The 14109-nt window shown below is 42.1% G+C and carries 8 protein-coding genes; 4 read left to right on the top strand and 4 right to left on the bottom strand.

The features are described 5' to 3' along the window. Window positions 1-347 precede the first annotated feature (347 nt). Window positions 348-1133, top strand: coding sequence for a hypothetical protein (locus AB4496_RS02380; protein WP_017101220.1), 786 nt, complete (start codon window positions 348-350; stop codon window positions 1131-1133). A 146-nt stretch (window positions 1134-1279) separates the two neighbouring features. Here AB4496_RS02380 and AB4496_RS02375 read toward each other — a convergent pair whose 3' ends face one another. After that, complete coding sequence (locus tag AB4496_RS02375; RefSeq protein WP_102258469.1) at window positions 1280-2518, bottom strand: ISL3-like element ISVa7 family transposase; 1239 nt, start codon at window positions 2516-2518, stop codon at window positions 1280-1282. A gap of 1008 nt (window positions 2519-3526) precedes the next feature. Here AB4496_RS02375 and ltrA point away from each other — a divergent pair. Then, window positions 3527-4981, top strand: coding sequence for a group II intron reverse transcriptase/maturase (gene ltrA, locus AB4496_RS02370; RefSeq protein ID WP_102258468.1), 1455 nt, complete (start codon window positions 3527-3529; stop codon window positions 4979-4981). A gap of 858 nt (window positions 4982-5839) precedes the next feature. On the opposite strand, the gene mrdA is transcribed toward ltrA, so the two are convergent. Both mrdA and AB4496_RS02360 read right to left on the bottom strand, forming a co-directional pair. Continuing rightward, a complete protein-coding gene (gene mrdA, locus AB4496_RS02365) occupies window positions 5840-7702 on the bottom strand; it encodes a penicillin-binding protein 2 (protein ID WP_102258467.1) in 1863 nt (620 codons plus the stop codon). 1040 nt (window positions 7703-8742) lie between these two features. Continuing rightward, window positions 8743-9747: an AbrB family transcriptional regulator gene (locus tag AB4496_RS02360; RefSeq protein ID WP_017101219.1), complete on the bottom strand. Its 1005-nt coding sequence runs from the start codon at window positions 9745-9747 to the stop codon at window positions 8743-8745. 1501 nt (window positions 9748-11248) lie between these two features. On the opposite strand from AB4496_RS02360, the gene AB4496_RS02355 reads away from it, so the two are divergent. After that, window positions 11249-11839 carry a phage integrase central domain-containing protein gene (locus AB4496_RS02355; protein ID WP_372130541.1) on the top strand — a complete coding sequence of 197 codons (591 nt, stop codon included), beginning with the start codon at window positions 11249-11251 and terminating at the stop codon, window positions 11837-11839. A gap of 28 nt (window positions 11840-11867) precedes the next feature. Next, on the top strand, window positions 11868-12554 hold the full coding sequence (locus AB4496_RS02350; protein WP_372130539.1) for a tyrosine-type recombinase/integrase: 687 nt from the start codon (window positions 11868-11870) through the stop codon (window positions 12552-12554). Window positions 12555-13343: 789 nt separating this feature from the next. Here AB4496_RS02350 and AB4496_RS02345 read toward each other — a convergent pair. Continuing rightward, on the bottom strand, window positions 13344-13961 hold the full coding sequence (locus AB4496_RS02345; RefSeq protein ID WP_102258140.1) for a LysE family translocator: 618 nt from the start codon (window positions 13959-13961) through the stop codon (window positions 13344-13346). Window positions 13962-14109: the final 148 nt, after the last annotated feature.

Below are 14109 nucleotides of genomic sequence, written 5' to 3'. Positions count from 1 at the left end.
TTATTAATATAGTTGATATTTTTAGTTTATTCTCCTTAGATCGTTTTACTTTATTTAACGCTTCTTTCGAAAATTCAAAGATAGAGGGAACATAATGGATAAGTCCGAGCTAATATTAAAGACCACTAAGGAATTAAAAGACATAGCTGAATCAGGGGCTAATAAAATTGCATTGGCCATGCAAGAAGCAAAAAAAGCTAATTACATAATTTAATCATTAAGGTCGCCTATATCACCGTAGTGACCGATAAATAATTAGTGGTGGTAATTATTTCCTATTGTTAGTATCGGGTTTATTCTTTTTAAAACATTTAATGACTTAACGCTCAATAGCGACCGAGGGATTCATGAAAAAGACTAAAAGAAATTTAACTCTCGCTTCTATTGTGATCGTAATTATAATTATGCACAGCCAAAGAAATACGAAACCAAATTTTACTTTCCCGGAGTGCGAAGAAGAAAGAAGCGTTAATTCCAATGTCACCTTTTATATTGATAATCAGATTGGTAACAAGGAAGAGTTAAAAGGCAGATTGCAAGAAGCGGTAAAGATGTCTAATACGATACTGTCTAACTCATGCATCCCTATAACTCGTGTGTTCAAGGATAGCCATTCTGTATCAATATCTCATGACAGTATGTCTATCTCCTCTGTGCATTCAGACCTAAAACAAGCAATCAGTTCTTCGAAGGTAAACTCGTTTTTAGACGCTCCAAAAGAGCAGTACGTTTTGGTTTTAAGTGATAATCATCCATTGGTCATCGAAGAGGAGATTAATGGGATGACAATGGTTAACTTGAACGACAGCTTTGTACTGCTTGCGGAGGACTTCCCGATTACCGTGCTAGAACATGAGCTAGGACATTTAGGGTGGGCAATGCATGAACGGCCTAACTCTGAAAGTGGAGACTTTTGGATCATGGAACAGGTCTTTGCTGCAAATAGAAGTAAAGTAAAACCTTATTCTGGAGCTTTTCATTGTTCTAACTACGGGACAGTCATGAGTTATTCTGAAAAGGTTGTCCCTGCTTATTCAAGCCCTCTGATCAGCAACAACGGTGAACCATGTGGTAATGAAGAGTACGCGGACAATGCCAGAGTTATGCGCGAGTATGCGAAAACTTTGCAGTGAAGTGTCCACCTCTTCATCGTTAGAGCAGAGGTTGTTGAATGCTCCCCTAGTAAATGCACTGTATCAATATATTTTTTGTTCTGTAGTGGCTAAGTGAATTTGACCACTATTAGGGGTTTTGCTGTACCTAAAGGGCTCTTCTCCGCTTAGATGAGCTTGATTTCTGGGTAAATGGTAGAGTGAGTTTCTAGGATTGAGGTTTGTCTAATCTTCAATTTAAAGTAATCAGTATCCCTTACTCCTCGGGCTCGCCGTCTAAGAAGACCTATCGATACATTCCCTGCTTCCACTCGGGCATTCGTCAGCTTATATTTTGCATAATTGCAGATCCCAACTCTTCTCTCCCAAAGCGCGTCTGCGAAGTTGATGAGAGATAAGATCCTCGTCTTTTTAGCAAGCTGGCACCACGCATCAAGAGCTGCGATCATCAGGTCAAAATTACGTTCATCCCATAAGGCTTGAAGCTGCTCTTTGAGCATATAAATCGTACAAAGAGTCTTATTGCTTTCAAGTAAATCATCTAGCCTATCTGACTGCTTATCGCTTAATTTCGGCGCATTTTTGAGGAGTAAAAATAGCGTCCCTTTAAGCATTTTCTTCTCGTCATGTGTTCCTTTCCTAAACGCTTTATTACGCTCTTTCCTTATCAGAAGAGAGTAGTTCTGCATAACGTGAAACCGGTCAAAAACGATGTCTGCATTCGGAAGAGCGTTTCTCACTGCTGATTGGTAAGATTGCCCCATATCCATTGATACCGCTTGGATGCCGTCTCTCGTTTGCGGTGATAATTGTTCAAAAAAGTTGATGAGTACGTTTGAAGTCCGCCCATGGTCAACCCAAATAAGTTGTCCTGAAACGAGATCATAAACGACGGTCATATAGTCATGGCCTTTAGCCCTGGCGACTTCATCAACGCCAATATGAACAAGGTTGGTCAACCTCTTAGGCTCTAAAGCGGGCAAGGTAGATAACAGAAATGCTTTATCGATATTTTTCACGGTTTCCCAGCGTATGTCTAAATGCTTAGACACTGCGTGGATGCTCATATAGCTGCATAGTCCACTAATAAAGTGACAGAATCTCTTGGTATAACGACTCCCCTTATCAACAAAATCAGTCGCTTCAACCAACCTTCGGCCGAGCCTATCTCTTGTCTGAGCCAATTCAATTTCTATAACGCAAGGGCGACCACTGACAGGTAAATCCGACAGGCGACGGTGAACATAGTGGTCGACTGTGCGCGGTGCTCCAGTCTCAGGGTCAACAACTTTACAGCGTCTATCTCGCTTGCATTTGACGAGTACTGAATGAGAGCTTTCTTCGAGCGTTACAGACTGTACGGATTGGCCTTTAAAGTTAAATAGAGCGGAAGATAATAACGACAAACTACAATACTGAGATATAAGGTGGGAAGCGATTATAAATCAATGTGTTACCGGTTTTATTGTTAATTTATAGACTCATCTAAGCGGAGAAGAGCCCCTAAAGTAATCCGTTAAATGCTAATTTAACAATACATATAACACGGAATTGTCCAGAGGCTTCATAGATCTGAAGCTTTACTCTTGGCACTTTCTTCAAAAAGTGCCAACTAGCTCAGATCTACCCGTGCGACGTGAAGTCGTATGAAGCGTTGTTCACCACGAAAGCGTGAACCATCTGTATCACCAGATGACCCTATGGCTCTGAATAAAGTAGCGAGCCAGACAATGTAACGAAGTCAAGTAACTACTTGGCGGGAAGTAAATCGTGAGAAGAACTTCCTCCTGACAACCACAAATCGGGTGAGTGCTAGGGAGTCAGTATGATGAACATATGTGAATCCATTTAGTGCGACATGAAGTCGTATGAATCGTTGTTCGCCACGAAAAGAGCGAACCATTTGTATCACCAAATGACCCTACGGCTCTGAATAAAGAAGCGAGCCTGACAATGTAACAAAGTCTATCTGATGGACGGGAACTGAATCGCGAGAGGAAGCTCCTCCTGATAACCACATAAATCGGGTAAGTGCTAGGGAGTCAGTATGATGAACAGAAGTGAATCCACGTCAGATGCGTAATTTCACAAGCAGCGGAAGTGGTTTAGACGCTGTAGCTAAATAAGCAACGAGAGTAGGAAAGAAGTTTGTGTGTATTCTTTCGTGATCGAAATGCTCTCCGCATTATAGTGGGCATCTACCCTGACATTACGGAACATGGTAAGCCTGTATCACTCCCTCTGGGAAAGCCTATGTGGCCGATAGTGATGCAGGTAAAGGAGGTTGGAGAAAGCGAAAGCTGGATTGTAATGATGCAGATACAGGCACATGCCTGATCACGAAAGTGAGCCCACTTCCAACTGGTCTCCCGTTGCGAGAGAGTTTGAAGAACTTTATTAAGGAAGAAAAGCAAATGATGATTTCGAACGAGATTAGTGCATCTTCTGACAGTGCACAATGGCAATCCATTAACTGGAAGGCTGTGGAGGCGCATGTCTTAAAGCTCCAAATGCGTATCGCAAAGGCAACTAGAGAAGGTAATCACGGTAAAGCAAAAGCCTTACAGTGGATACTAACCCATTCTCGTTCAGCAAAACTTCTTGCTGTTAAGCGAGTATCTCAAAACAAAGGTAGTAAAACGCCTGGAATAGATGGCGTGCTCTGGAATACAGATGCACGTCGCATGAATGCAGTGAATCAATTGAGTCGAAAAGCTTATCAAGCTAAACCACTCAAGCGTATCTACATCCCTAAAAAGAACGGTAAGCTTCGACCACTTGGTATTCCTTGTATGGCAGATAGAGCGCAACAAGCGCTCCACCTCCTTGCTTTGGAGCCTATCTCGGAAACAATTTCAGACCCAAATAGTTACGGCTTCAGACCAAACCGAAGCACTACTGATGCAATAGCGCAGTCTTTCTTATGCTTGGCTCAAAAGAAGGCAGCTAAATGGGTTCTTGAAGGAGATATTAAATCCTGTTTTGATAAAATCGGGCACCAATGGCTTCTTGATAACATCGCTGTAGACAAGCGTATGTTGGAACAATGGTTGAAGTCTGGTTTTGTAGATAAAGGGTTGTTTTATCGTACGGAAGAAGGCACGCCACAAGGTGGCATAATTTCTCCAACATTAATGCTAATCACTCTCGCAGGGCTTGAACAACAAATAAAGTCCTTGGCTCTTAAGAAGAAAGCAAGAGCCAACTTTATTGGATACGCTGATGATTTTGTTGTCACTTGTACATCAAAGGATGTATTAGAGAACGACATAAAGCCATTGATTACTGAATTTCTACTAGAAAGAGGTCTAACACTTTCCGATGAAAAAACACGCACAACTCATATTGATGATGGATTCGATTTTCTAGGGTTTAACCACAGAAAATACAAAGGAAAGCTACTCATAAAACCGAGTAAAACCAATGTACTGTCATTCTTAAGTAACTTGCGTAGACTCATCAAAACTCACGCAACGATCCCCGTAAATAACCTTATCAAAATGATAAACCCCAAAATGCGGGGATGGGCGAATTACTATCGCCACTGTGTTGCTAAACGAGTTTTCGGATACGTTGGACACCAACTATTCCAAGCATTATGGCTCTGGGCTATTAGGCGTCACCCAACTAAATCAAAAAGTTGGGTCACCCATAAGTACTTCATCAACCGAAAAGGCCAATGGCAATTTCACGGTTGGCAGAAGATAATGAATATGGATTGTCAGTTCAATCTATTTCAAATAGCCAAAGTATCAATAGAAAGACATGTGAAAATCCGAAGTGCCGCAACGCCATTTGACCCTCAGCACCAAGAATACTTGGCGAAGAGAAAATTCAAAAGGAAAGCTTTCTGCGAAGAAAGCCGATAGTGGTGCAGGTAGAGGATGCTGGAGAAAGCTAATGCTGTATTGTAATGATGCAGATACAGACTTATGTCTGGCACGAAAGTGAGCCTACTTCCAGCGGGTCTCCCGTTGCAAGATGATTTGAGGAACTTTATTAAAGGAGAAACGCAAATGATGACTTTATATAAAGTTAGTGCCTCTCCTAATGAACATCAACGCTACTCTTTAACCAGAATAGCTTTGGTCGTAAGTATTGAAGCTTCAAATGTGCATTGCAAAATCTGCCTTATTGGCAAGTGGGTGTACATAGTACGCCTTCGCGGAGGCTTGAGCCCAGTGCAGTGAAAGTTGCACGCTGGGTTCTTAGGAGAGCGGCACCTGGTAACAGGTGTCGCTTATCCGACCAAAATTGGTTAGTGATTTTACTCATTTATATCCTGTTCATGGGTTTTTGCCCTACTAGAAGTTATCCATTTTTCTAATACTGTTCGTCGTGAATTCCCGTGATGTATCAGGGGGCAAATTCGACTTGCCAACAATAATTTGCCTTCCCGCTCTACTTATTGATGTGATTTATCTGCACCCTCGTCTTTTCGGCCAAAGAAGCGTTATTTAAAGCGACGTATCAATACATTGGGGCCTATTTTTGCTTTGAGCGAGCAAGGGTGATTAGAGAAACGGTATGTTAGCTTGGCATTTACGCCTGAGCTTCAGTTGGAAACGGGCACTAGCGACACGTTTGTTTGTCACTATGATTGGCAAGACAATCATATTTGCAGTCTGATCTTACAATGAACCGTTTGAGGCTGCCGCGGGAATGCGGGCCAGCCTTGGGCGATGACGCTATCGCCCACTGCTACCGATTGGGTTATCGCTCGGACTTCACTGACTTGGTTCGAGTAACACGTGATCAAAAATCTTCTTAACGATGGGCGCACTATTGAATGAACCGCCACCGGCGTTTTCGAGGATCACCGTCACGACGATTTGCGGATCGTTGTATGGGGCAAAGCCGGTAAACAAGGCCAAATCTCTTAGGTGTTCGGGAATGTTTTCAGCATCGTATTCTTCGTTTTCTGCCAGACCGAAGACCTGACTGGTACCGGATTTCCCGGCGCTCTTGTAGGGAGCGTTTCGAAACACTTTTCTGGAGGTGCCTTTTTTACCGTGGTTCACCAAATACATGCCGTATCTGGCGAGTACCCAGTAGTTTGATGGTACACCTTCGATCGGCGGGAATTCGGTTGGCTCTTTGGCGGTCGACGCGTTGTGACCCGACACACTATCGAGCAACCGGATCGGTTTTTTTCGGCCATCATTGATTAGGATGGAAGTGGCATTGGCGATTTGGATGGGGGTAGTGGTCCAGTAACCCTGTCCAATCCCGATAGGGATGGTATCACCGATGTACCAAGGTTTATTGAAACGACTTCTTTTCCAATCTCTGGTTGGCATATTTGCCGACGTTTCCTCGAATATATCGATCCCGGTACTTTGGCCAAAGCCAAACATCATCATCCAATTGGAGAGTGAGTCAATGCCCATATCGTAGGCGATCTGATAAAAGAAGGTATTGACGGATTGTTCGATAGAGTGAGTCACGTCGACGCTACCATGGCCCCATTTGAGCCAATCGCGAAACGCGCGAGAGTTGCTGTTGGGAACTCGCCACGCGCCAACGCTGCGAATTTTGGTTCTCGGGGTAATGATCCCCTCATTGAGGGCGGCAACGGCAACAAAGGGTTTGATGGTCGAGCCTGGAGAATAGGTACCTAACGTGGCGCGATTGACCAAGGGTCTATCTCTGTCGTTGAGCAAGGCTTTATAGGCGGCCCTGGAGATGCCGCTGACAAAGGCATTGGGGTCATAGCTCGGACTGGACACCATCGCTAAGACGCCATTATCGCGAGGATCGAGCACCACGGCGGCACCTTTTCGACCGCCAAGCAGGTTATGGATGTAGGTTTGAAGCTCAATATCGATATTGAGGGTGATATCTTGACCAGGGATAGGCGGCACGTATTTGAGTACACGTATGACGCGACCACGACTGTTCACTTCGACTTCTTGATAGCCCACTTTGCCATGGAGCATGTCTTCGTAATAGCGTTCAATGCCAATTTTCCCGATGTTTCTGGTGGCTTTATAATTGAGCTCTTTCCCTTCACTGATGAACCTGTTGAGGTCCGACTCGTTCAAGCGTCCTACATAGCCGAGTGAATGGGTCAAAATATCGGCGTAGGGATAATGTCTCTTGAGCATTGCCATGACATCCACGCCGGGAAATTTATAGCGATTGACCGAGAATTTGGCGACTTGTTCGTCATTGAGGTTGTCCAACAGAGGCACGGAACTAAAACGTCGTGCCCGTTTGAGGTTTGTATTAAACCTTTCTTCTTGCTCTTGAGAGATATCGATGATTTCACGGAGTCTCTCAATCGTTTTGGGAATATTCTTTATCTTTTCTGGCACGAGTTCTAAGCTGAACACTGGCACATTCTCTGCTAAAAGGACGCCATTGCGGTCATAAATCAGCCCTCTGGTCGGCGGCAAAGGAATGATTTTGATACGATTAGAATTAGAGCGTGTCTGATAATACTGATGTTTTGTCACCTGCAGGTTATAAATGTTGAGAACCAGCAGCCCGGCCAGAAAGACAATACATACGAAAGCAAACACGGCTCGGTTTTTGAATAAACTGGCTTCCAGTTCATGATCTCGAAGTCTGCTTCTTTTACTCTTCATAATGTTCTTTTATTGTGGTCGAGTTGAATTGGCCACAGAAGTGAGCCTCGATTGATGGGTGCGTAGAACCAATCCCTAAATGGTTGATTCGGCGTATGTAATATCTCTTTTTTCTACTTCGGTTCGCGTCCTTTGGGGAGCGGGTATTGTCGCTCCGAGCATATGAAATACTATGTGGATGTCCATTTCAAGTCTGATTTGGCTTTCTAGGCTAAAACTGACTAAGCACCCCACTGATTATCAAGGAATATGAACGCAAAGCGTACAGCGTTTAATGGTTATTACCCTCAGCCTTCCAAGATGATGATGCGGGGGCGATTCCCGCAGTACGCTCTAAATCCATAAACCTAGTCGTACTATGACTGATATTTTTAATCACCCACCATTGTTTAAGCAACTTAACGCAGCTCTCACCATGATATGACGTCGAACCCATACATTATGATGTCGTGGTTGCTGGCGATGTTTAGAGATTGCCTATTGAATAGCACAGTCTTTCTATGTGTAAATATTGAGCATACCTTGAGGAGTGATAACCAAAATATATCGTGTAATACCTATATTTTTTCTAATACGTAATGGTCTAAATAGAGTAAATCGCCTAACAAACTTTTGTCCAGAGACGTGTTATGCCGCCATGCATTGGGACTGTGCTCTGGGTGTGCTCTGGGAAAAGATCGCCTTAGTGTTCACTTTTTGGGAGTGGTGTGATTACCGAAGGAGGTTGACGGTCTAAATAGAAATTAGATAGATTTACCGATGATGAATAATGTGTTCAAAGCAAAAAATGATGAGAGGATATTGTACTTCTCAAGCTTTATTGTTTCTGATGTTTTTAGATAGAAGCAGCGTAACTCCGCTCTTCAATACTACAAAGTACAGACTGGATACCGTTGAAGAACGGAAGTTCCAGTTGAATTTCTTTCAATAGGTAAATTAAATGCATTTAAGTGAAAAGAGCTTATTAGGAATGGAAAAAGCAAAAAACCAGTCTTAACTGAGGTTTTTTAATGAAACCAAGCCAACACCAATGTCCCATTTCATAATTGTCTCCGTAAATACTTATAAATATTGAAGCCGAGAGGGATAGAATGAAGCATTATCATGCGAATGATATGACTAAGCATTATTAATGCAGGCTCTAGTCCAAGATAAATGGCAGCGACAGTCATAGACTCCACACTGCCCGGAACCCACGACATCAAGAGTACGATGAACTCCTTATCAATTAGCTTGCTGAATATATATGCAAAAACAACTGTGACTGTAAGACTTAACGTTGTAGCAATAATCCCAGCTCGCGCATAAGAGAAGATATCTACAACGGTTATATCTTTTAGACGAATCCCAATTAATGCCCCTAGAGCGGATGTTGCAATAAAAACAAGCTCTGTCGGGACAAGAAAGTTGTATGACGGTAACTCAGAGTTCACAAACATAGTTGCTAACATCCCAGTCACCATATACGGTGCTGGAGTACCAATTTTATCGAGAAGCAAACCTGAAAAGTAGGCGAGGAAAAGTGGGAGAAGTATCCAAAGGTTGTCTAAGGAAATAGCCGGCCCAGGAACTGGTGAATTGTCCGCTGAGACAAGAAGAGCGGAAGCTATGATTAAGAAAATGAGTCGAACTGTGTGAGTGAAAATCACTTTACTAGAAGGTGAATTGTGATTTTCATTAATGACAAGAACCGCGGCCATCGCTCCCGGGACCGCCCCAAGTAGGCTTTCATATTTTGACCATTTCTCTCGCTTAGAAAGCCAGAGATACGAGGTGAGAACTTGTGCGGACATACAAAGGACGAGTCCCACAAAAAGTAATATCGGATAACCCTTGGAAAGAGTCTGCATAGGGACGATTGAGCCCACTGTGGCACCAAGGATTAACTGTACTCCGGTCAATGTGCTTTTGGGAAGAGCTAGAGTAAACCCTGTTTTTACCGTTAACAAAAGAGCAATCAGGGCACCGAACATTACACCTAGTGGTATCTCGAAATATGTAAATAAGAGCGAGCCAACCAAAGCTATGAATGAGGCTAGATACATGTTTTGGTTTCCCCTTTTTTTAGCTTGAAGGATGACAATAAAGTGGAGATTTGGTTATTAATCATATCTATGTTATTGACTATGTAAAAATCACCACAAGTTATCCGCCCAAGAGCATACAAGCCCATTTGAATATCACCAGTTTCTGACTTAGCAGGCTATCAAGTACCGGATTGCTTCTATCGAGTGAACGTTGTATTCCTGTAGCATTGATGATGAAATCAAAGAAGTACTCCTTTTCTATCTGTCTCTACACAATATTGACCATTGTCTAATCGTTGAGCAAAGTCACTGGCAAGGTAAGATGTATCAGTGCCCGGAATGGAAACCTGATGAGGAAGCTAGTTCCACCCTTGTAGGAGTGGAACTATGGTCGATAATTAAAATGGACAGCTCATATAATCCTGAAGGATTATCTTTTTGGGAGACATTTTGCAGACAGCAGCCTAATTGCCTCTAAAAATCAGTGCGCATGTAGTGCAACTAAACTTTGTGACACAACGAGTAAGACAAGAGTACGAAGAGATATTAATGATGTTAGTGGTCTTTATCATATATACCAATGTCTTTTTTTAAATGGTCAGAAAGGTGTCTCACATCGAGAGATGCATTTTTATTTTTTCCACTTTTAAAATTATACCTTTTAAATTTAATCCGCAGATAGCGTAAATAGTCTCTAAACTTCGATTTTTTTTGAATTGTTTTCACTGACTTTTCATTTTTCATAGCAACGCACTCTTTTTTATAAGAAAAACCATAATTTTAACGACCAAAATTAATTGAAATTAAGTATCTTTAAACCCAGAAGCTTCGTCTTCATGAGAAAGTTGATTTGATACTAATTATGTTTAATTTAGGGACTGCTGCTCCTTTTCTCTTCAGTGAAAATAGTTTTATTTGTCTTTCCATGACGAATTCCATTATTGTTTTGTTACTTATTGCCAGAGTAAGTAGATAGTTACTTATTATTTTATAAGTTAACACAAAGGCTAAGAGCTAATTATTTACATTTAATTTATATTTGTTAAGGGTTTATAATGAAAATCAGGATTAGATACTGTTCACGAAATGCCTCCAGTATATAAAAGGATATTTGATTGGTTTGATGCGATGGTGCGTTCTAGAATTTTTTCATTTCTAGCCTGTATTTTTGGGGTGAAAGTGCCCCTGTATAAGAGTAACTTGGCGTTAATGTAAAAACAGTGTGGTCAAATCTACACCCCAACCCCTTCCAATAGGGGCGTTTTTCATCGATAATTTAGCCTCTTAGTGAAAACAAAGACTAATTGGAAAGTGTTCCAAAAATGCCCCTGTATTTTCAATTTTTGACCACACCCTACGCCAGTATTGCCATTCAGTCGAAGGTGAACGTGATCGTGCTGAGTCGTCTTTTGGGGCATGCTGAAGCGGAAACGACGCTAAAGTATGCGCATTTGGGACGTGAGGACGTGTGTCAGGCGGCCTCTCATGTGTCGGGTGTACTCGTTAAGGGGATGCGCTCATGAAGTCACTGTTATTCACTTCTAAAGTGATTCAATCACTTCATTCAAAAACTCGAACGTATACGGTGTGGGATACTCAAGTTCCAGCGTTAGGGGTTCGAGTTTATACCGATGGTCGCCGTTTCTATGTGACTCATTTATCCATTCCCAATAAGACGTTGGCGGCAGTGGGACAATTCACCCTAAAACAAGCCAGACAACACGTGCAAGCTTTACAGTCTTCTTTTTTAGACAAAGAGACGAAACCAATACGGTTGCTCCGCTTTGATGTTTTGGTGAAAGAAGAATGGACGAATAAGGTCTGCAAAAGATGGAAACTGAGTACACAAGGGACAGCGTCGAGCGCCTTAAGAAGGCATTTGTTGCCCGAGTTTGGACGTTTTCCTGTCAGCCGTATTGATTCGTTTCATGTGCATCGTTGGTTTGATGAACTCAGCCAGAATTACGCAGGGGCTGCCAACCGTAATCTTGATGTGCTTCGTTCTATCTTCAAATATGCGGTGAAGCAAGGTTATTGCATGGACAACCCTTGTGAGGGTCTCAAGCAAAATCGCAAAAAAAAAGCTCAATCGTTTTTTGAGTTTGGATGAGTTAGCGCGACTGCAGAAGGCATTAACGGTGGTCAGCCAGCAGGGTGATCTGGAAGCGTGCTGTTGTCAGGTGCTAAAACTGGTGCTGTTAACGGGGTGTCGAATTTCAGAGGTAACAGGCCTGCAATGGTCTTTTGTTAAAGGCAGGGAGTGGCACTTGCCGGACAGCAAAACGGGTGCGAAGGTGGTGTATGTGGGCAAGGAAGCGCAGAAACTCCTTTCAGACATACCAAAGCAAGCATGGACACAGCGTAGCGAATCACACGATGATGTGTTTATGCCTTTGCGTCGTTTTGTGAGTCGGTCGACTAAGGTTAGTATGGTCTGGCAACAGGTGCGAGCCTTAGCCCATATCGAGGATGTTCGCATTCACGATTTGCGCCATACCTTTGCCAGTTATGCGGTGTTAGAGGGGTATCCTATCCCAATGGTGTCGAAACTGTTGGGTCACACGCGCATTTCATCCACGCTTCGTTACGCTCACGTGGATGATGCGCAAGTATCGCAATCTGCTGAGGCGATAGGGGAAGTTATTAGTGGAATATTATCAGGTCAGCTTGTGAGTAACCCTAAAACTCGAAAAGTGAGAGCCTCTAAACCTAAGCCGACGAAATCTCCCCCCAAACGCAGAGGAAGACCTATCAAAGCAATACCTGAACTGACCGATGAGGAGGTTGAACGGCTTAGATATGAAGTGGATTTTTGGGAATGGTGATTAAAATCTCTGTTGGAATAACATAAGTACATCAAATTTTAAGGTTAGGGTTTTGGTGAAATTCGTGTTTGAGGGCAGTCACACTTGGAGGTCTATGCTCATTTACTTTTCACTTGCCTCACCGTAGACCTTCAGCCCTGTAGCATCAAATAGCATCAACGGCTAAATGCTGAATTGCTTTTTCACCAATCCAAAATATCAGTGACTAATGATTGATTAAAGCTTGATTATATTGCTTCCAGTTAGTTTTTTTATAGCGAGGCTTGGTCATTAATCTAAGTCTTTGAGTCAACTTAGCTGCTCAGCTCATAAGTTGAAGGTTTAATTTTCTAATCTTGATAAATAATGATTCTTTATCAAGATTACATGTGATTGTGAGCATCTTGTTTTTAAGTAAAGAGCTAAAGTTTGGCGTGTTTACTTATTAGAGTGGTAAAACGTTATGACTGTAGCAAAGAGGACATTAGGACGGATGATGTTTGTTGCGCAATTTTTACCATTTGTATGGTTTGTTCTTCTAATATTAATCCAAGAGTGATTTTAAGGCGATTTAAAACGCATACTTTGACTCCTTTGAAGAGGTGTGGCGGGTTATGCTGAGCCCTTGTACAAGGTTTTCTGTTCCACTAATTTAGCTCATCGTATTAATCTTGTCATACAAAGGGTAGTGGTAGCAGTGGTAAAAACAGCTTGAGCTAAGTTTGTTCAGGCGAGTCACTCTACTCATATATTAAGTCTAAGTGAGGAACGGTCGTCCATGTAGCGTTGAAGTCATTATTAAAGCAACTTCTATGTCTTGTTGCTAATAATCAAAGACAAGCCAAATCCAATAAATATCCCTCCAGTAACCTTATTAAATGTCGCTCTAACCTTTTCCTTTATAAGCCAAAACTTAAGCTTCTTTGTTACTAACGCGTATGTTAAAAGTGCTAGGAATGACGACGATGTAAAGGTGAGTGTAAGCAAGATAAATTGCGGTATGATGGAATGTTCAACTTCGATAAACTGAGGAAACAAGGCCGAATAAAACACGATAGCCTTTGGGTTAGTTACACCAACCAGATACGCTTCACGAAACAACATCTTTCTGTTATGCGCGCTAGCTTGGGGCTCATAATTTTTTAAAGTCCGTTTGTTTGATCTCCACGTCTTTATTCCAAGTAAAAGTAGATATATTCCGCCAACCATTTTAATAAATAGGAATAATGATTCAGATGCCAAAAGAAGAACACCTAACCCTGTAGCCGATAAGCCTGCCATTGTGATCATAGCTGCAATATTTCCAAGAATCCCTGAGACCGCTCGCTCAACCCCATACACGGCTGAATTTTTCACAGTCAATAACACCGCAGGCCCTGGGGAAAAAGTAGCAGCTACACAAATTGTAAAAAATAGTAAATAGTCCATATGTTTGTTATCCGTAATATGAAAGACCTATTGAAAATATAAAGGACGTAATGCTCTGTTAGGGGATGAGACTCCTCGACTTTAAAAAGATTACATCACAAGTATTTTATTATTCCTTGACGGTTAACTAATTAATTTATATTTAAAT

This window comes from Vibrio sp. 10N.222.46.A1, from assembly GCF_041473595.1.
Lineage (GTDB): Bacteria > Pseudomonadota > Gammaproteobacteria > Enterobacterales > Vibrionaceae > Vibrio > Vibrio tasmaniensis_A.
Note: the sequence above shows the minus strand (reverse complement) of the source record. Positions and strands in the feature narration are given on the sequence as shown.

Coding starts and splice junctions, on each gene's coding strand:
- AB4496_RS02380 (WP_017101220.1), top strand. CDS start 348: ATGAAAAAGACTAAAAGAAATTTAACTCTCGCTTCTATTGTGATCGTA.
- ltrA (WP_102258468.1), top strand. CDS start 3,527: ATGATGATTTCGAACGAGATTAGTGCATCTTCTGACAGTGCACAATGG.
- mrdA (WP_102258467.1), bottom strand. CDS start 7,702: ATGAAGAGTAAAAGAAGCAGACTTCGAGATCATGAACTGGAAGCCAGT.
- AB4496_RS02360 (WP_017101219.1), bottom strand. CDS start 9,747: ATGTATCTAGCCTCATTCATAGCTTTGGTTGGCTCGCTCTTATTTACA.
- AB4496_RS02355 (WP_372130541.1), top strand. CDS start 11,249: ATGAAGTCACTGTTATTCACTTCTAAAGTGATTCAATCACTTCATTCA.
- AB4496_RS02345 (WP_102258140.1), bottom strand. CDS start 13,961: ATGGACTATTTACTATTTTTTACAATTTGTGTAGCTGCTACTTTTTCC.